This window comes from Pseudomonas sp. PAMC25584, from assembly GCF_058135675.1.
Map to the genome: position 1 here is coordinate 665,116 of NZ_CM176870.1, position 19,514 is coordinate 684,629.

The 19,514-nt window shown below is 63.8% G+C and carries 16 protein-coding genes; 6 read left to right on the top strand and 10 right to left on the bottom strand.

The features are described from left to right. The first annotated feature begins 102 nt into the window (after positions 1-102). Positions 103-4,743 carry a DUF4329 domain-containing protein gene (locus tag ACS5Q8_RS02930; protein ID WP_465159813.1) on the top strand — a complete coding sequence of 1,547 codons (4,641 nt, stop codon included), beginning with the start codon at positions 103-105 and terminating at the stop codon, positions 4,741-4,743. 62 nt (positions 4,744-4,805) lie between these two features. On the opposite strand, the gene ACS5Q8_RS02935 is transcribed toward ACS5Q8_RS02930, so the two are convergent. The 9 genes from ACS5Q8_RS02935 to cbiE form a co-directional block, all read right to left on the bottom strand. After that, a complete protein-coding gene (locus tag ACS5Q8_RS02935) occupies positions 4,806-6,176 on the bottom strand; it encodes a PepSY-associated TM helix domain-containing protein (RefSeq protein ID WP_465159814.1) in 1,371 nt (456 codons plus the stop codon). A gap of 113 nt (positions 6,177-6,289) precedes the next feature. Further along, entirely contained in the window at positions 6,290-8,365 is a 2,076-nt protein-coding gene (locus tag ACS5Q8_RS02940; RefSeq protein WP_465159815.1) for a TonB-dependent copper receptor, read from the bottom strand. A gap of 93 nt (positions 8,366-8,458) precedes the next feature. Beyond that, positions 8,459-8,884, bottom strand: coding sequence for a DUF2946 domain-containing protein (locus ACS5Q8_RS02945; protein ID WP_426100339.1), 426 nt, complete (start codon positions 8,882-8,884; stop codon positions 8,459-8,461). Positions 8,885-8,895: 11 nt separating this feature from the next. Further along, a complete protein-coding gene (locus ACS5Q8_RS02950; protein ID WP_247407431.1) occupies positions 8,896-9,378 on the bottom strand; it encodes a copper chaperone PCu(A)C in 483 nt (160 codons plus the stop codon). Between the two features lie 47 nt (positions 9,379-9,425). Further along, on the bottom strand, positions 9,426-9,821 hold the full coding sequence (locus tag ACS5Q8_RS02955; RefSeq protein ID WP_465159816.1) for a DUF2946 domain-containing protein: 396 nt from the start codon (positions 9,819-9,821) through the stop codon (positions 9,426-9,428). Positions 9,822-9,917: 96 nt separating this feature from the next. Next, positions 9,918-10,208 (bottom strand): addiction module antidote protein, encoded by a 291-nt coding sequence (locus tag ACS5Q8_RS02960; protein ID WP_198718356.1) that lies wholly within the window; start codon positions 10,206-10,208, stop codon positions 9,918-9,920. A gap of 3 nt (positions 10,209-10,211) precedes the next feature. Continuing rightward, positions 10,212-10,514 (bottom strand): type II toxin-antitoxin system RelE/ParE family toxin, encoded by a 303-nt coding sequence (locus tag ACS5Q8_RS02965; RefSeq protein ID WP_247407437.1) that lies wholly within the window; start codon positions 10,512-10,514, stop codon positions 10,212-10,214. A 373-nt stretch (positions 10,515-10,887) separates the two neighbouring features. Next, on the bottom strand, positions 10,888-11,607 hold the full coding sequence (locus ACS5Q8_RS02970) for a cobalt-precorrin-6A reductase (RefSeq protein WP_276196311.1): 720 nt from the start codon (positions 11,605-11,607) through the stop codon (positions 10,888-10,890). Further along, entirely contained in the window at positions 11,604-12,809 is a 1,206-nt protein-coding gene (gene cbiE / locus ACS5Q8_RS02975; RefSeq protein ID WP_276196312.1) for a precorrin-6y C5,15-methyltransferase (decarboxylating) subunit CbiE, read from the bottom strand. The genes ACS5Q8_RS02970 and cbiE overlap by 4 nt, the downstream gene beginning before the upstream one ends. 38 nt (positions 12,810-12,847) lie before the next feature. Between cbiE and cobG the strand changes: the two genes are divergently transcribed. The 5 genes from cobG (at position 12,848) to ACS5Q8_RS03000 (ending at position 18,204) form a co-directional block, all read left to right on the top strand. Beyond that, entirely contained in the window at positions 12,848-14,200 is a 1,353-nt protein-coding gene (cobG, locus tag ACS5Q8_RS02980; protein WP_276196313.1) for a precorrin-3B synthase, read from the top strand. Continuing rightward, positions 14,193-14,819: a precorrin-8X methylmutase gene (locus tag ACS5Q8_RS02985; protein ID WP_276196314.1), complete on the top strand. Its 627-nt coding sequence runs from the start codon at positions 14,193-14,195 to the stop codon at positions 14,817-14,819. The genes cobG and ACS5Q8_RS02985 overlap by 8 nt, the downstream gene beginning before the upstream one ends. Next, positions 14,816-15,550 (top strand): precorrin-2 C(20)-methyltransferase, encoded by a 735-nt coding sequence (locus tag ACS5Q8_RS02990; protein ID WP_465160346.1) that lies wholly within the window; start codon positions 14,816-14,818, stop codon positions 15,548-15,550. Before ACS5Q8_RS02985 ends, ACS5Q8_RS02990 begins: the two co-directional genes overlap by 4 nt. Next, entirely contained in the window at positions 15,550-17,187 is a 1,638-nt protein-coding gene (cobJ, locus tag ACS5Q8_RS02995) for a precorrin-3B C(17)-methyltransferase (protein ID WP_465159817.1), read from the top strand. Before ACS5Q8_RS02990 ends, cobJ begins: the two co-directional genes overlap by 1 nt. 237 nt (positions 17,188-17,424) lie before the next feature. Continuing rightward, a complete protein-coding gene (locus tag ACS5Q8_RS03000) occupies positions 17,425-18,204 on the top strand; it encodes a hypothetical protein (RefSeq protein WP_276196316.1) in 780 nt (259 codons plus the stop codon). Here the strand turns inward: ACS5Q8_RS03000 and ACS5Q8_RS03005 are convergent. Beyond that, positions 18,201-18,797 (bottom strand): MarC family protein, encoded by a 597-nt coding sequence (locus tag ACS5Q8_RS03005; RefSeq protein WP_221809711.1) that lies wholly within the window; start codon positions 18,795-18,797, stop codon positions 18,201-18,203. The two genes, ACS5Q8_RS03000 and ACS5Q8_RS03005, sit on opposite strands and share 4 nt — an antisense overlap. Positions 18,798-19,514: the final 717 nt, after the last annotated feature.

A 19,514-nucleotide genomic window follows, 5' to 3' on the forward strand; every position in this document is an offset into this window, starting at 1 on the left:
GCTGTTTTGGGCGTTGGTTAATTAGCTACCGCTTGAGCCGGGTTCGGCGTGACAAGAATGCCCCCTGACAACATCGATTCAGGTGTTCTACAGGGAGTGTTTATGGCTATCAGATTATCGCGGGAAGAACGTGCCGCCGGTTCACGCAGGGGCGCTGCGAGCCTGCCATTGCTGAGCCCGGAATTTTTAAAGGAAGAAGATGCGGCTTACTGGGCGCACACCCGGATCGGTGCCAAAAGAGACCGTGAGTACGGCGGGGTGATTGTGCGTGGGGCGACGGGCAAGTATCTGGCGACCGAGCCTGTGCCTGGGGAAAAACAGGCGTTCGACTTGCTCAAGGTCCTGGCGGTCGGTGCCGACGGTTTTTATCAGCAACCCAAGGGCTACACCTGTGTGGCCAGCTACCATTCGCACCCGGCGATCCATGCGCAAGTCGCCCGGGACGACCCCTCGATGGATGAGCGCATGGTCAAAGCGTTCGTGAATTTTTTTTCGTCGGCCGACTTCTTTTACGACGTCAATGAGCGGCAGTTTTTCCCGGCGGCGTATCTGTCCGGGCCGGACGGCTCGCTGATGCGCTATGCGCCCAGTGGCTCGCCAAGGGAGCGAAGTTTCGCGCTGTGGATCGGCGCGGGCAAGCCGGCCGGCAACGCGGTGGGGGTGTATGGCCCGTTCAGCGAGTTCGTGAAGAAGCTCTCCACCCTGGGCGAGTTGAGCCTGATCGTACCCACTGCATTGTGGGGCGGCTCCATCGGCACGGTGCCGGCGGATTGGGTGGTGTTCGAGCCGTTCACGTCTAACGCCGTGACCCGCCAGCCCTTGTTTACCGCGCTCCTCGGCAGCGCTGAAGCGGCGGTGAGTGCGGCGCAGCGTCATGCCCCGACGACGCCCGACCGTCGCACCTTCGGGGTTGTGCTCAAGCATCTGACGGACGAACGCTATGTGGCGACTTTTCCAGAGGAGGCGCGCCCGCCCTTGTTCGCCGCAGCAGGGCTGTTCCCCGAGCGAGCCCCGGGCAAACTGAAGCTGCCCTCCAACTTTCGGCTGGAAGCCCTCTACTACCGCTCTAAACCCGAGCCAACGGATATCCCCGAAAACGAGCCCTGGTTGTACGCCACATTCCCGACGCCTGCGGAGTTGGTGGCGGCGATCACGCAGTCAGAAGCGACCCAGGACATACAGAACAGCAGCCGAGGTTTGCGCCTTTACATTCAAACCTCGGATGACGCACTGCTTGTACTCAAGGTGCCACTGGCGAGTGATGCCGGCGGGCTGGTCAAAGAGGGCCGCGATGGCCTGCTCGACGACAATGGTGCCCAGGCCGCGCTGAAGGCCGGCACCCTCAGCCCGCGCGACTACGTGCGTCGGGTGATTGCCGCGACGGCGTTGTCAGTGGTCGAGGCTGGGTTGCTCTGGCGCACGGTCGGTGCGGTGGACAATCGCTCGGCGGTGTTGAACGGTTTCCATCAGGCGGTATTAAGCCCGCCCTTTATTGGCGCGCACGACGCGGCCGTCTATGCCCACGAGCAGATCGGCTCACGGCGCGACCGTGCCTACGGCGGCTACATACTCAAGGACAAGGACGGCCGCTTCTTCATCACCCAGCCCCAGGCAAGCGACCCCAACCCGTTCGCCCATAAGCTGTTTTTTTCGGCGGATATACCGGGCCCGTTGATCCCGCCCGAGCCGTACTTCGTTCACGGCCGTTACGGCTCCCACCCGGCGCTGTCGATGGTTGACCCCGGCTGGGTCAAGCAACGCGACTGGACGCGCGAAGACGCCCTCATCAACCTGCAGATTTTTGACGCCGCTGAACTCCACGACGTGATCCAGTCAGGGCGCCCTGCGTACTTGTCGGGGGCCGAGGACTGTTTGCTGGCGTACACCCCGAGCGGCTCCGCGCAGGAGGCACTGCTGTTAACCGCCACCGCGCCGAAACCGGGTGGCAGCGTGGCCCAAAAGCGCATGGACAGCGGGTTTTTCAAGCCCGCACTGTGGGTCGCCAGGTTAGCTGAGGCGGCTGATTTGCGGGTGGTCCAAGGCAACCCGTTATGGGGCCCGCGTTCGCCGATCTATAAGGATTGGACGCCGTCTTTCGACTATGCGCCCAGGCTCGGCGCACCCGACTATGCCACCTATGGCGCGCTGTTCAGCACGGCGGATGAAGCCGCCCGTGATCTGCATGCGCGGGTCCATGGGCGCAACCTGCCCGAGCAGGCGTACTTTGGTTTTATCCTCAAGCACAAGGAAACGGCGCACTACGTGGCCACCGAGGTGGTGGGTGTCAATCAACAGGCCAAGTTGTTCAATCTCAACAGTGTGTTTGCCCCGACACAAGCGAGTGACTATCGGTTTCCTGATGGGTTTGTGCTCTGCGGGCTGTTTCGCTCGCAGCAATGGCAGCCGAGCGGGCTGTCGGCGTCCAGTGCTTGGCTGACCCGCTATTTTGTGATGCCGATGGTGTTGTACGAGGCGATTTACGAGAGCAAGCGCAGAGGGGCGAAATACAACAGCGGTAGAAACCTGCCGGTGTATTTTTCGACGCAAGAGGGGGCCTTGTTGCGATTCGTACCGCTGCCCTTCAACGTGGGCAGCGGCGGGCCGGTGGAAAGCGCCTTTGAAGCGGCCAGTACCGCGTTGGCCTCCGGTCAGAAGACGACGCAGACATTTGTCCGGGAGTGGGCCAACGGCGGGGAACTCAACGTGGTGCGCACCAGCCAATGCTGGGACAAACACGGGCGGGTGCCGCGCACCTGGTCCGGCTACGAAAACCTGACCCGACGCCGCGTTGGCCCGGCGTTTGCCAACCCGGACGATGCGGCGCGTTATGCCGCGGCCATTGTCGGTGAAGGCCGGCGCCGCACCTATGGCGGCGTCTTGCTCAGGCTGCCCGATGGCTTGTTCGTGGCGACTGATCCGCTGGTGGTGCCGCCCCAGGGGTTTGCACTGAACTGGATTTACCCTGAGTCGGCGATTACGCAAGGGCTGTATCCGCCGGGAAGTACCATCGTCGCGCGGTATCGCTCAGTGCTCAGGCAGGAGACGCAGATACTGTTGTCGGCCACCCAAAAAGCCGTCTACCAGAGCATGTTGCCCACCAGCGTGTTGTCGGACCTGCTGCGCCGTAAAGTCCACATCAAGCGCGAATACCTGTTCGGCCCCGAGGGTGTGATCCTGAGTTACCAACTGACGGGGTCCCCTGAGGAGGAGGCGCTCAAGCCGACGTTGGCGGCCTTGAACCTGGTCAGGGAGGATGTCGCGGACAATCAAATCGAACGGCAACTGCGCAGCGGCGCGCTGGCCCCGGTCGACTTCGTCACACAGGTGGCGAAGGCCGGCGATTTACAGGTGGTCAACGGTAATCATCTGTGGGGCTATCCGCGACGGTTGAGCGCGCCGTTCGTGCCGAACGTGGTCTCCCAGGCGGCGCTGGCGATCAAGCAGGTGTTTGCCGATGCGCCATGCAGCCCGATCTTTACCCAGGCTTACGACGCCGTGCGTTATGCACAGCGGTTGGCGTCGCCGCAGGCGCAGTTGCGGTTCGGTTATGTACTCAAGGACGCGCGCAAGCAGGCCTATATGACGACGTTACCGTTGGTGCGCGGCGACTACACGCGCTTCGAGCAGGTCTTCGTCGATGGTTTGTTGCCCCAGGGGTATACGCTGGAGGGCTTGTATTTGTGCGCCTCTACCGTGGCGATTGCGCCATCGAACGATGCCATGGCGCTGAGCTTTTTCTCGCCCCAGGCCCTGGCCAACGGCGTCAATTTTGTCAGCAGCCTGGCGGGTAACGGTGCCCTGCCGCTCTACCTGCTGTGCGCCGACGGCGCGCTGCTGAGGTATTCATTCACCAAGAACGGGCGGCAATCGCTGAGTGCGCTGAACGCCGAGGCCAGAACCCTCGAGCCTAAGTTGCTGGCCGGCACCGCGACGGTTGCCGACTACGTGCGCGGGCTTGCGACCCAGGGCGAGTTGTATGTGCGTGTCAGAAGCGTGGTGTGGGGCAAGGAACAAGCCGTTACCGCGCAATGGCAGCCCAACACCGCGCCCTGGCCGGTGCAGGACAACCCGCACTTTCTGTCATTTTGCGGGCCGCTGTTCAACCATGCCGACGACGCCGCACGCTGGGCCGAAAAACAGCTGGGCAGCTTCAAGGGCCGCGAATACCTCGGCGCCGTGCTGGCGCCGCCAAAGGGGCGGGGGTTTGTCGCGCTTGAGCCGGTGGAGGACCACCGTGCGTGGCTGGCGGACACGATTTCACAACTGTTCTGGTTCGGCCATCTCGGCTTCGATGTCACGCCCGATCACCCGCTGTTCTTCTACACCATCAAAGCGCTGCAGGCGTTTTACAAAGTCATCCCTTTGCGTCTGAATCTGCCGTCGCTGGATCAGCGCTTGCTGGACAACTTTGTCGACAAGGATGATCTGCGCCTGTACCTGGACATCATCGGCAGTAACCGTCCGGTCGCCGACAGTGTGTATCTGTCGTGTCGCGGCGGTGCGCTCCTGAAGTATGTGCCGGGTTTCACGGAGGATGAGACGCGACTGCTGAGTGTCGACGCATCACCGTTGCCCAGCGTGCTGGTCAGCGGCTTGCGCGAGGCCGGCATGCTGGCCGTGCTGGAAACCGATGCCTTCTGGACGCGTCCGGGCGCACTGGGCGCGGAATGGCAGGTCAAGGATGTACTCGCCGAGCCGGACCCGCAGGCCGTGCTGTACGGTCGCGACAAGGACGAACTCTGACAGGTGTTCAGCGCTGCCGAAGCCGGCCGCCGTGGATCGACCGATCCACGGCGGCGTCGGCGTCAAGCGCGCGAGGGTTGCGCCAACAGCCGCGACAGCAGCAGGCGATCCAATGCCCACACGACGATCAACGACGCGCCCACCAACGGAAAGATGATCGCCAACCCGAGCATGATCACCATCGCGGTTTTCCACTTCGGCAGGTCATGACGCAACGGCGGCACACCCAGGCCGCCCGCCGGTCGCCGCTTCCACCAGATCACCACGCCGCTGACGGCGCTGAGCAGGATCATCAGGCAGATCAGCAGCACGATCAGTTGATTGACCCAGCCGAACATCTTGCCCTCGTGCAACATCACGCCGGTCTCGGTCGCTCGCGCCACGCCGTTGTAGTGTTCCCAGCGCACATCGGCCAGGACCTTGCCGGTGTACTGGTCCACATGCAGGGTCGCGTCATTGCGCGGGTCGTTGGCGAATACGGCGACAGTGAATACGCCCTCGGCAGTGGTGGGCGGGGTGATGCTGTAGCCGGGTTCGACCTTGCGTGCGGTGGCCAGGTCGACCACTTGTTGCAGGCGGATGGTGGGCGCGGCAGGGGCGGCATGCATCGCGCCGTGGTTCATGTGTTCGGCATGGTCGCCGGACACCGGCATCGGTGTGTTTTCCAGGGCCCAGGGCACGGTCTGTTGTGTCGCGGTGTTGAGCACGCGGGCCTGTTGATCGGAGGTCGGCACGCTGTTCCACATCGCCGCCGGGAAGCGGTTCCACAGCTCGGCGTATTGCTTGCCCCAGAAGCCGGTCCAGGCCATGCCGCTGAGCAGCATCACCAGCAACAACGCGGCGCCCCAGAAGCCGGTGACCACGTGCAGGTCGCGCCAGAACACCCGGCCACGGGTGGTGAAACGCGGCCACAGCACGCCGGACGATGACTTGCCGCGCGGCCACCACAAGTACACGCCGGAGATCACCAGCATCACGCCCCAGCCGGCGGCGAGCTCGATCAGGCGATCACCCACGGTGCCGATCATCAACTCGCCGTGCAGGGCGCGGGCGATGGCTTGCAGGTTGTTTTTCGCGTCCTGCGTGCCGAGCACGGTGCCGCGATACGGGTCGACGAACACCGTCACTTCGCGGCCGCCGTCGTGCATGACGAACTGGGCGCTGCTGGTGGCGTCGGCCGGTGGCAGGTATTTGCTGAGCGTGCCCCGCGGGTAGGCGGCCTTGGCGCGCTGCAGTTGCTCGTCGGCGCTCAGCGCGTGTTCGGCGGCGGGGACGGTGAGCAGGTCGCCGTACATCAGCGGGTCGAGCTGGGGCTTGAACAGGTAGATGATGCCGGTCAACGCCAGCAGCACCATGAAGGGGGCGACAAACAGCCCGGCGTAGAAGTGCCAACGCCAGGCCAGGTTGTAGAAGGAGATTTTTTGTGTGCTCATCAGGGCTCCGCAAGGTTTTGTTTTTTGGGGTCAGTTACACCGCCATCGGGGGCAAGCCCCCTCCCACATTTAGAATGCATTTCAGGTGTGGGAGGGGGCTTGCCCCCGATGCTTTAGAAGCTCATGTCGACCTTGGTCCAGAGCGTGCGCCCCGGCTCATTGATGGCCTGCGGATCGTTGGCCGGGTAGCCGAACCCGGCGTTGCCGGCCAGGTTCAAATGCTCGGCGTAGGCTTTGCCGAACAGGTTGTCGACGCCGGTGCTGACCTTGAAGTTTTTATTGATGCGGTACGCCGCGTTCAGCGAGAACACGCCAAAGCCGCTGCTCTTGTCGTAGTCCTTGCCGACCACGTTGCCTTTGTTCGGGTCGATGCGGTTTTGCGCGGCGACCACTCGCCACAAGGCGCCGGCGCTCCAGTCGTCCTCGCTGTAGGTCAGGCCCAGGCGCGCATCCAGCGGCGGCATTTGCGGCAGGGGCTTGCCGTCGCTGCTGTTCTTGCCCCAGGCATAGGCGAGGGTGGCGTCGGCCTTCCAGTGTTGGGTCAGCTTGTACGCCGCGCCCAGTTCGCCGCCCATGATCCGTGCGTCGACGTTACGCGCCTGGGACGTGGTGCCCATCATTCCGGCCTGGTAGTCGAAGAGGATGAAGTCGCGCACCTGGCCGATATAACCCGAGGCCCAGGCTTCGAGGTCAGCGGTCTTGTATTGCGCGCCGAAGTCGAGCTGAGTGGTTTTCTCCGGCTTCACGCCATCGAACGCATTGACCGAACCGGCCGCGCCGGTGTTGGCGGAAAACAGTTCCCAGTAATCCGGGAAGCGCTCGGCGTGGCCCAGCCCGGCGTAGAGCGTGGTCGGGGTGTCTGCCAGGTCGTGCTCATAACGCATGAAGCCCGAGGGCAGGGTGTCGGCGCGGGTGTCATCGGCGGTCGGGTTGGGGCGCGCCGACATGCCTGAACCGATGGTTTGGCGGAAGTCCTTGGCCGAGGCGCGGTCCAGGCGTGCGCCGGTGATCAGGCGGTCGCGGTCGGCGGCGTACCAGGTCAGTTCGCCGAAGACGCCGTAGTTATGGAAATTGGCGTCCTTGTTGCGCGGCAACTCCTTGTAGGTGTCGACGCCCATGCTGCTGCGCTGGCGGTGTTCGTTGGTCTGCGCATCCAGGCCGCCGATCAGTTGCAGGTCGGCCCAGCGCCAGGTCGCCTTGATCCGCGCACCGAGGGTGCGGCGGTCGACGTTGGAGGCCATGGGGCCGGCCATCATCCCGGTGCCCGACGGGACGCGCAGGCTGTAGTTGTCCATTACGTGGTCGGCGTAGTTGTAGTAGACCTGGGCTTCGACCTTGTCCAACACCTCGCCGATGTTGGACTTCTCGAAGCGCAGCCCCAGGCTTTCGCGCAGGAACTGTGAGCCGTCCATACCGCGCCCGGCGTAGCGCGCCTCGCCATCGCCGCGGCCAGCGCTGAGTTCGAGCAGGGTGTCGGCGTCGGGAGTGAAACCGACTGCGACGTCGCCGTTCCACTTGTCGTAACGCGAGGCAACCGTGTTGTTATTGCCGTCCTTGTAGTCGTCGGAGTGCGCTTGGTTGCCGATCACCCGCACGTAGCCCAGGGGCCCGCCGGCAGCGGCATCGACGACTTTGTCGAAGCGCCCGTTGGAGCCGGCCAGCACGCTGGCGTTGAGCCGCGTGCCCAGTTCGCCGAAGTGCTCGGGCTCGCGCTCGAACAGGACGGTGCCCGCCGATGCGCCCGGGCCCCAGAGCACGGTTTGCGGGCCTTTGATCACGGTGAGTTTGTCGTAGGTTTCCGGGGAAATGTACGACGTAGGCGCGTCCATCCGGCCGGGGCAGGCGCCGAGCATCATGCTGCCGTTGGTGAGGATGTTCAGGCGTGAGCCGAACATGCCGCGCAATACCGGGTCGCCATTGGTGCCGCCGTTGCGCACCAGGGCGAAACCGGGGATGGTCTTGAGGTAGTCGCCGCCATCGCTGGCGGGCACCGGCTGGCGTGGGTCTTTCGGGTTGGTGACCACCGTCAGCGGCGAGCTGGGCGCGATCGCCGTGATCACGGTGGGGCTCAGTTCGTGCTCGGCGTGCTCATCGGTATCGGCATGGGCCTGTGGCATCAAGAGCGCGCCGCACAAAACGGCGAACACGGAGGTGCTTCCCAAACGGGTGTCAGCAGAAAACCTGGACATGAAAAATTCCATCGATCAATCGTAAACAACACGGCCAGCAGCCTGCGGCTGTCTGTCTAAAGTCGGCCGGGGTGAGGTAACGGTATTGAGTGCTTACGCGGCGATGGGCGGGGCACGGCTGCGTGCGCCGGGGAAAATGCTCTGCCGGGCATGGCCCAGGCGCGGTGAGGGGATGAGGGCGTTGATCGGCGGTGGGGCGCCGAGGGTGACGTGGGACACGCTGCCAGGCAGTGCCGGGCAACTGAAGAGCAGGCTGCAATAGCCGCACTTTTCCCAGAGGACGTGGTGTTCGTCGGGGGCCTGTTTTTGCGTCGGACGCTGTTGCGGTTCGCCGTGGCACTCGGGCATGTCCATGGACATGCTCATGGACATACCGGCGTGCTGATTCATCGGCATCGCTTGGGAAATCAGCGGACCGATAAAGATCATCAGCATGGCGAACAGGCTGATCCAACTGCCGCGCTTAAGGCTTATGGGCCTGCGGCGATGCACGGACAACCTGGCGCGCGGGGCGCCCATCGAGTGTTGGCCTACTGAGCGTGTTTATGCTCGTGGGGCGCCATCTGCGGGACTTTCTGTACGGACACTTGCACCTCGACGTCCCCGGCTTTTTCGAAGGTCAGGGTCAGTGGGAAGTGTTTGCCGTCAGCCAGCACGCTGCGGTCTTTGAGACCGAACAACATCACGTGATACGCCATGGGGGCGAAGGTCAAGTCACCCTTGGCCGGGACGGCAACGCTGGGCACTTGTTGCATCTTCATCAAGGCGCCTTGCATCACATGCTCATGCAGTTCGGCTGTGTCTGCCACCGGGGTCTTGACGCTGAGCAGGCGGTCCGGGGTTTCGCCGGTATTGTGAACCACAAAGTAGGCCGCGACGGTCGGCGCATTGGGTGGCAATTCCTGGGACCAGGGATCGCTGACCAGCAGGTCGCCGGCCTTGTAGTCATCGGCATTGGCAGCACTGAACGCCGGCAGCAGCAACGCGGCCAGAAGCAGGGAAGATTTGAGCATGGCAGTTCTCCAGAACGGTTCTAAACGCAGTTGATTTGCGAAGACCATCAGACCGTTGGAGAGGCACGCGGGTTAAGGCTCGGCCATTGCTGGCGCGGCGTGGGCGACTGCAATGACGGCGGCGGCAGGCTCTGCACCGCCTCGAACCGTGTGACATACAACTGCGGCACATGCCCCGGCAACGCCACCAACGGCGCCGAGCCCGAGCAACACCAGCAATGCTGCATGGCGGAGTGATCGTCCTGCTGCGGTGCCGGAATGTCCAACTTGCCCAGGGCTACGGTTTTCAGGCTGGCGCCATTGGACGAACAGAAGCTGCCCCACAGCAGTTGCTGCAGGGGGGCCTTGGACTGCTGCATCGCCCCGGCCAGCGGCATCGCAAAGGCGTTGAACAGCACTGCAAAGCAGGCGATCCAGACGATTGCAAAGCGTTGACGGGCCATGGCGGACAATCCGTAGGGTTAAACGATCAGGTGGGTATTTAGCCTGATCGGGGGGGATAAGTAAAAAGTGGCGGTGTGGTTTGGTGTCGCAGTGTGTCAGACCGCTGTGGCGTGAAGCTTGAGGCCCAGCGCTTTCATGACTTTCATGATAGTCGCGAACTCGGGATTGCCAGTGCTGGAGAGGGCTTTGTACAAACTTTCTCGTCCTAGGCCGGCGTCGCGAGCGACTTGGGTCATGCCTTGGGCGCGAGCGATATCGTTCAGCGCTGTGCGAATCAACAGACCGTCGCCAGCATCTTCTTCAAAGCAAGCATCCAGATAGGCGGCCATCTCAAAAGGAGTCTTAAGGTATTTTGCCGCATCGAAACGGGTAAAAGATTCGCTCATAAGTCACTCCTGGCTGCCAAGATTTTTTGCCATGTGTATTGCACGCTTGATGTCTCGGCTTTGTGTTGATTTGTCGCCGCCCATCAGCAGCAGATAAACCACCTTGTCTCGGCGAGTGAAGTAGACCCGATACCCGGGGCCTTGGTGGATTCGCATTTCGCAAACACCCTCACCTACAGCCTCACAGTCGCCGAAGTTTCCTGCTTGCGCCATGCGCAGCCTCGTCACAACGCGTACTTTTGCGAGCGGATCGCGCATTGCTTCGAGCCATTTGACAAACTCGATGGATTCTTCGAACTCAATCATCGCAAATCGTATTCCTTGGGATACAGAATGGCAAGCTGCGACGCGCTGCAAAAGCAGTGCATCCCCATCGCGCAAGCTGGTGCAAAACCGCGAGAGGGGAGGTTAGGGCGGGGGCGTTTAGCTGAACCAGCCGGCTGGTTCGGAGTTGGTCGTAAGGTGAATCGTCTTTCTGCTGGGTAAACCAAACAGTGGGTGTTTTGGCTAGGTGTTCGTACAAACAGAAACGTGCGACACCTTTTTGAGGTTGCTGGTCGCAAACGTGATCTCTAGTCTGCGGACATCGCTGCAAACTCAGCGATCATGCGACTGCTACGCAGTCGAACGGGAGCAAGTTCCCTCGCCACAGCAAGTCCCCACATTGGCGAGGTGTCGTTTAGCGAGACCAGATTGCCTGTAGCACCGCAGCCACGGTTGTGAATTCTCGATCTGCCGCAGCCAACACCGGCCGCCTCAACACCAACACCGGCACCCCACGCTCGCGCGCCACTTCCAGCTTCGGTTCGGTGGCGGTGCTACCGCTGTTCTTGCTGATCAGCACATCGATCTGTTGTCGATCGAACAACGCACGCTCGTCTTCGATCAGAAACGGCCCACGCGCGCCGATCACTTCGCAGCGTTCATTGCCCGGATACACCTCCAGCGCGCGCAGCGTCCAGAACTGCTCCTGCGGGATTTCATCAAGATGCTGCAACGGCTCGCGGCCCAATGTGAACAGCGGGCGCTTGAATGGCTTCAGTGCATCGATCAGCTCCGCCCAGTCACCGACTTCGCGCCAGTCATCTCCCGCTTGCGCTTGCCACGCCGGGCGGCGCAGGGCCCAACACGGAACACCGCACAACCGCGCCGCCTGGGCGGCGTTGTGGCTGATCTGTGCCGCGTAAGGATGGGTGGCGTCGAGGATCAGGCTGATCTGCTCGTCGCGCACGAACTGCGCCAAGCCTTCAAACCCGCCGTAGCCACCGACCCGCACTTGGCACGTGAGGTCAGTCGGCACGCGGCCCACTCCGGCCAGGCTGTAGATATGTTCCGGCCCCAGGGTGCGGGCGATGGCGAGGGCTTCGGTGACGCCGCCCAGCAGCAGGATGCGTTTCATAGTGGCTTGATCACGTCCAGCAGGGTGATCGGCAGCGCCTGGCGCCAGGTGTCGAATTCACCGAGCGGCTGGGCCTGGGCCACGTGGATACGGGTCAGCTCGCCGCCGTGTTGGGCGCGCCAGGCCATCAGGGTCATTTCGCTTTGCAGGGTCACGGCATTGGCGACCAGGCGCCCGCCGGGGCGCAGGTGTTGCCAGCAGGTCTCGAGCACGCCGTCGCGGGTGACGCCGCCGCCGATGAAGATCGCGTCGGGCGTTTCCAGGCCGCCCAGGGCTGCGGGTGCGGTGCCGCGTACCAGTTGCAGGCCGGGCACGCCGAGCGCGTCGCGGTTATGTTCGATCAGCGTTTGGCGGCCGGCATCGGCCTCAATCGCCAAGGCGCGGCAGCTCGGGTGGGCACGCATCCATTCGATGCCGATGGAGCCGCTGCCCGCGCCCACGTCCCACAGCAGTTCGCCGGGCAGTGGCGCCAGGCGGGCCAGGGTCATGGCGCGCACGTCGCGTTTGGTCAGTTGACCGTCGTGCTTGAACGCCGCGTCCGGCAGGCCGGCGAGGCGCGACAGGCGCGGGGTATTGGCGTCGGCCAGGCAGTCGATGGCGACCAGGTTCAGATCGGCGACTGAGGCGTGCGGCCAATCGTGGGCCACGCCATCGAGACGCTGCTCATGCGCACCGCCCAGATGTTCAAAGACGCTCAGACGACTCGGCCCAAAGCCGGCTTCAACCAACAGCGCCGCAATCGCCGCCGGGCTCTGCCCGTCATTGCTCAACACCAGCAAGCGCACGCCGCTGGCCAGATGCGCATTCAGCGCCGCCAAGGGCCGGGCGACCACGGATAACGTCATCACGTCCTGCAACGGCCAGCCCAGGCGCGCGGCCGCCAACGACACGGAGGAGGGCGCCGGCAAAATCAGCAACTCTTCAGCCGGCACCTGCCGCGCGAGGCTGGCGCCGACGCCGTAGAACATCGGATCGCCGCTGGCCAGCACGCACACCGGTTCGCCGCGCCGCGCCAACACCGGTTCCAGGGAAAACGGGCTCGGCCATAACTGGCGCTCGCCGCGAATACACAGCGGCAACAGGTCCAGTTGGCGTTGGCCTCCGATGATCCGCGACGCGCGCAACAAGGCATGCCGGGCGTTTCTGCCCAGCCCTTTGAAGCCGTCTTCACCGATGCCTATTACCGTCAGCCAGGGCGACATATGAATTCCTTGAACGACATCCGACGGGCAGGCTTTTCATGCCGTCGGACAAAGCAGGCATAATACCGCGCCTTGACCCGCGAACCGGTAGCCCCGTGAACCCAATCCCTGCTCTGAACACCTTGCGCCCCTCGGCTTGTCCGGGGTTGCTGCGTATCGTCCAGGCGTTGGACGGCGGCATTTGCCGGATCAAACTGGCCGGCGGCGCCATCAGCGCCGCGCAAGCCCATGCCGTGGCGGATGCGGCCCAGGCCTATGCGGGCGGGGTGATCGAGGCGACCAACCGCGCCAACCTGCAGATTCGCGGGATCGGCGCCGAGCAGGACGCCTTGATCGCAATGCTCCTTGCCGCAGGCCTCGGGCCCAGCACCGCCGCCGGTGACGACGTGCGCAACCTGATGCTCAGCCCCAGCGCCGGTATCGACCCGCAGATGCTGTTCGACACGCGCCCGCTGGCCGACCAGATCCTCGCCACCCTGCAAACCCACGCGCGCTTCCATGAGCTGTCGGCCAAGTTCGCCGTGCAACTGGATGGCTTTGAGGCCCTGGCGATGCTCGAACATCACCATGACCTGTGGCTGTCGGCCTTTGAACAACACGGCGAGACGCTGCTCGCGTTCGGCCTGGCCGGTTGCCCGGGGTTGGATGCGCCGCTGGCGGCGGTGCGACTGGAGCAGGGGCACGCCTTGGTGGTGGCGGTGCTGGAACGGTTTCTGGACCTGGCCACGCCGGCGCACACGCGGATGCGTCATCTGCCTGTGGATAACTTCCTCGCGGGTCTGCACCTGCCGCTGTTGCCGGTCGATGGCTTCAAACGCCCGGCCAGCGGGGCGTTGCTGCACCTGGGAAGTTATCCACAGCGTCAGCAGGATCGGGTCTACGTCGCCGCCGTGGCGCCGCTGGGTCGACTCGACTCAAGCATGCTCAAGGGCGCAGCCCAACTTGCCAATGAGTATGGCGACGGCACGCTGCGCTTTACCCCCTGGCAAGGCCTGCTGCTGCCCAACGCCAAAAGCCACGATGCCGCCGCGATCACTGCGCGTCTGGAACAGTTGGGCTTCCTCTGCTCGGCGGAGCAACCGCTGGCGCACCTGATCGCCTGCACCGGCTCCAGTGGCTGCGGCAAAGGCCTGGCCGACACCAAGGCCGACGCCGTGCAACTGGCCGCGCTGCACCCCGGCCACGCGGTACACCTGTCCGGCTGCCCGCGTTCCTGCGCGGCGGCGCACAGTGCGCCGGTCACTTTGCTGGCGGTCAGCCCCGGTCACTACGACGTCTATTTTCGCGAGGCAGCCCAGCCCGGTTTCGGCCGGCTGCACGCGCGCACTCTTTCTATTGAAGCGGCGGGCGCCCTGCTGCGCGCTCACCCACGGAGCAACACCGATGATTGATTACATCCGCGACGGTCAGGAGATCTATCGCAACTCCTTCGCCATTATTCGCGCGGAAGCCAAGTTGGAGCGCATCCCGGCCGACCTGGAAAAACTCGCGGTGCGGGTGATTCATGCCTGCGGCATGGTCGAGGCGATCGACGGCCTGCAGTTCTCCGAAGGCGCAGGCAAGGCCGGGCGCGCAGCGCTGGCCGCCGGCGCGCCGATTCTGTGCGATGCGCGGATGGTCTCCGAAGGCGTGACCCGTGCGCGGCTGCCGGCCAACAACGAAGTGATCTGTACCCTGCGCGACGACCGCGTGCCGGCGTTGGCGCAGGAGCTGGGCAACACCCGTTCCGCCGCCGCCCTGGAGCTGTGGCGCCCGCACCTGGCAGGCAGTGTGGTGGTGATCGGCAACGCGCCGACCGCCTTGTTCTACCTGCTGGAAATGCTCGACGCCGGCGCGCCGAAACCGGCGTTGATCCTTGGCTTCCCGGTGGGCTTCGTCGGCGCCGCCGAATCCAAGGCAATGCTCGCCGCCGACAGCCGTGGCGTACCGTTCGTGATCATGCAGGGCCGTCTGGGCGGCAGCGCGATGGCGGCGGCGGCGGTCAATGCCCTGGCCACGGAGGTCGAATAATGTCGGCACGCGGACGTTTGATTGGCCTGGGCGTAGGCCCCGGCGACCCGGAACTGATCACCCTCAAGGCCCTGCGCCTGCTGCGCGAATCGCCCGTGGTGGCGTACTTCGTGGCCAAGGGTAAAAAGGGCAACGCCTTCGGCATCATCGAAGACCACCTGGTGGCGCAGCAAACCCTGATGCCGCTGGTGTACCCGGTGACCACCGAAGCGTTGCCGGCGCCGCTGTCCTATGAACAAGTGATCAGCGATTTCTACGACAGCGCCAGCCTCGACGTCGCCGCGCACCTGGACGCCGGCCGCGATGTGGCGGTGATCTGTGAAGGCGACCCGTTCTTCTACGGCTCCTACATGTACCTGCATGACCGCCTGGCCGAGCGTTACGAAGCGCAGGTTATCCCCGGTGTGTGTTCGATGCTCGGCGGCGCCTCGGTGCTCGGCGCCCCGCTGGTGTATCGCAACCAGAGCCTGTCGGTACTGTCGGGGGTGCTGCCCCATGAAGACCTCAAGCGCCGCCTGGCGGATGCCGACGCGGCGGTGATCATGAAGCTGGGGCGCAACTTCCCAAAGGTGCGCCAGGTGCTCGAAGAGCTCGGCCTGGCCGAGCGTGCGCTGTATGTGGAGCGCGCGACCATGGCCAACCAGAAGATAGTGGCGTTGGATCAAGTCGAGTCGATGTCCTCGCCGTATTTCTCGCTGATCATCGTGCCTGGTGAACGGTGGCAAGGTTGATGCGCCCGGCGATTGTCATTCTGGGGCAGGGCAGCCTGGCCACGGCGCGCCGGATTGCGCAGGTGTACCCGGGCGCGGTGATCCACGGCCTGCTGGGCCGGGTTGACGGCGCAGACCAAACCTACAGCGAATTCGGCACGACCCTGCGCCAGCTCTATCAGCAAGGCACGCCGCTGATCGCGCTGTGCGCCGCCGGCATCGTGATCCGCACCCTGGCGCCGCTGCTGCTGGAAAAAGGCGAAGAGCCCGCCGTGCTGGCGGTGGCCGAAGACGGCAGCGCGGTGGTGCCGTTGCTCGGTGGCCTGGGCGGGGTGAATGGCATGGCGCGGGAGATTGCCGCTGCGTTGGGCGCGACCGCCGCGATCACCACCAGTGGCGAGCTGCGGTTCGGCACGTGCCTGCTCAACCCGCCGACGGGTTATCGACTGGCGGACCTGGAGCTGGGCAAGCGCTTCGTCTCTGACCTGCTCGCCGGGGAAAGCGTGCGTATCGAAGGCGCCGCGCCGTGGCTTGACCAGGCCAACCTGCCGCAGGACCAACAGGCGCGCCTGGCGATCCACGTGGGCAGCGCCGAGCGTGTACCGGCGCCCAACGAGTTGCTGATTTATCCACAGAACGTATGCGCCACCTGCAAGCCCGGTGCGCAATTGGCGCAGCGTGTGCGCGCGGCGTTGCATGCGTCGGGGCTTGCCGTGCAGTCCCTGGCCTGCCTGTTGGCCAGCGATACCCAGATGGCCGAACCGTCGTTGCACGAAGCCGCGTTGGAATTGGGTGTGCCGCTGCGTTTCGCCGAGGTGGCGCAAGCGGAAGACATCGTTGTTTCGGTCGCCGAGCAGCCCCTGAACGTGTCCCAAGTCGGTCGCCCGCGTGGCCGCCTTGCGGTGATCGGCCTCGGCCCTGGCGCCGCCGACCTGATGGTGCCGGCGGTGAAGGCCGAACTGGCGCGCTGTACCGATGTGCTGGGGTACGAGACTTACGTGCGCATGGCCGGGCCGTTCCGTGACGATCAGGTGCAGCACTGCACCGATAACCGCGAAGAAATGCAGCGCGCCCGCCACGCCTTCGAATTGGCCGCCCAAGGCCGTTCGGTGGTGGTGGTGTCGTCCGGCGACCCTGGCGTATTCGCCATGGCGGCGGCGGTGATCGAGGCGCTGCATGAGTCCAGCGACCCGGCCTGGCACCAGGTCGACCTGCAAATCCTGCCGGGTGTTTCCGCCTCCCTGGCCACCGCCGCCCAAGCCGGCGCGCCGTTGGGGCATGACTTCTGCGTGATGTCGCTGTCGGACAATCTCAAGCCCTGGTCGATCATCGAGCAGCGCCTGGACCTGGCGTCCCAGGCCGACCTGGCCCTGGCGTTCTACAACCCGATCTCGCGTGCGCGCCCGTGGCAATTGGGGCGCGCCCTGGAGATCGTCGCGCAACACCGCAGCGCCGAAACACCGGTGGTGCTGGGCCGCGACATCGGGCGTCCGGGCCAGACCCTGCGCGTGACCACGCTGGGGCAACTGACCCCGGAACAGGTGGACATGCGCACCATGGTGCTGATCGGCTCGTCCACCACCTGCGTGTTCCCGCGTGCGGGCGGCGGTGAGTGGGTGTACACACCGCGCTGGTACGGAGAAAAACCGGCCTCCTGAAAACCGCCGCGCAACCGCCGGAAAGCTCCGAATGACGCTGGGTGAACACCCGCCGTCATTCGGGGCTTTTTCTTTTTTTGTCGATGAAATACGCACGTGCCCACGGGGCACCCAACGAATGCTGGGCAGCGCCGTGCGGGCACTGTCGGCAAGGCATGTTTGTCGTGTGGAAAGCCCGCCAGCGCCTGGACTAGTGTGGACACACGCCCCATGTGGGGTGCTTGTGGAGAACTGAAAATGGAGCGACATCACAGAAGGATCAACAGCACCAAGCGGCGCAAATTGATTGCGGCCTATAAGCTGCCAGGTGCGCCGGGGACGCACGCTGTTTTACCGCTGGATACCGAGGACGACTGCAACGCGGCAGTGGTCAACAATGGCGTGATCTCGTTCGCTGATGGCCTGAGCGGCCTGAACCGCGAATACATCCGCAAAAGTTATCTGTTGGCCAGCAGCTACGTGAGCGATGTCTTGAAAGTGCGTCGCGGCACGGAGGGTTGGTACGACGAATTTATCAAGGTGATGATCAGCCTGGGCTGGCTGCCGGTGCGTAGCCGTTTCGAGCGGGTCTCAAGCGCCGGTAAGGGCCTGACGGTGCAACTGGCGGCGCTGAATATCATCGCGACCCTGCTGGCCTCGACCTCGTTGACCGGGCCACTGCTGGCGGCCCTACCGAAACTGGCTGCCGATGCGCTGGACGCCTTGAAGCAGATGCCCGCGTCGTTCGAGCTGTTCAAGCGCAATAGCACGGTGCATCAGGGCGGCGATTTTGGCCTGGCCTCCTGCGCCGAAACCGACGGCGAAGTCATGATGGTGCTGGTGACCTACAGCTCCCATGGCGTCAGCAAACAGGTGGGGCTGCCCTTTCTTGAGTGGGACAGTTCCTCGTTCGAGGCCTTCAGCGGGCAAACCTGCCTGGTGCTGAATACCTCTGTGGTCAACGAAAAAACCATCCAGTTGATGCGTGAGAGTGCGGGCGACAAGGTGCAACTGGCGATCGCCAAATACCGGATCTAAGGCACCAGGTAGCCGCGCACCCCGGTAAAGATAATTTGTGCGGCCAAGGCGCACACGAACAAGCCCATTAACCGACTGACAATTTGCAAGCCCTGGTCACCGAGAATCCGTTCGATACGGTTGGACAAATACAGCACCACACCCACCGTGAAGCTGGCCAGGGCGATGCTGAGGATGGCGGTGAGCTTGTCATCCCAATGGGGCTGGCTGACGCCCATCACCAGCAGCGCGCCGATGGTGCCGGGGCCGACGGTGAGGGGGATGGTCAGCGGGACGATGGTCACGTCCTGCTGCACGTTATCGGTCTGCACCGCCGACTTGCCCTGGGCCATGCCCAGCGCCGAGATAAACAGCACGCTACCGGCGCCGATGCGGAAGGCGTCCACGGTGATGCCGAACACACTGAAAATCACCCGGCCGAACAGGTAGAGCAAGACGCTCGACACCAGGGTCGCCAGCGCCACTTTCCAGGCCAGGCGTCGCCGTTCTTTGCTGGAGTAGCCGCGGGTCAGGCTGATAAAACAGGACAACACGAAGAACGGGCTGTAGAGCACCAGCATCTTCAGGTAAACGCTGAATAACACGTGGAGCATGGGGGTGGCTCGCGACAGAAGGAGATTGGCGGAGTCTATCAGGCGACAGCGCACAAATGTGCGAGGGGGCAGGCCCCTCCCACATAGGATCTGTGGTGTTCATCCATTGTGTGGCAGACGCAGGCTCAGTGTGGGAGGGGGCTTGCCCCCGATGGCGGTGTGAGAGTCAGCTTATGTGTAACTGTTCCAGCGCTATCGGGAGCAAGCTTGCCATTGCCGTCTTTCAGTCGATGCATCGGTGACTGATCCGCCGCCATCGGGGGCAAGCCCCCTCCCACATAGGATCTGTGGTGTTCATCCATTGTGTGGCAGACGCAGGTTCAGTGTGGGAGGGGGCTTGCCCCCGATGGCGGTGTGAGAGTCAGCTTATGTGTAACTGTTCCAGCGCTATCGGGAGCAAGCTTGCCATCGCTGTCTTTCAGTCGATGCATCGGTGACTGATCCGCCGCCATCGGGGGCAAGCCCCCTCCCACATAGGATCTGTGGTGTTCATCCATTGTGTGGCAGACGCAGGTTCAGTGTGGGAGGGGGCTTGCCCCCGATGGCGGTGTGAGAGTCAGCTTATGTGTAACTGTTCCAGCGCTATCGGGAGCAAGCTTGCCATCGCTGTCTTTCAGTCGATGCATCGGTGACTGATCCGCCGCCATCGGGGGCAAGCCCCCTCCCACATAGGATCTGTGGTGTTTATCCATTGTGTGACAGACGCAGGTTCAGTGT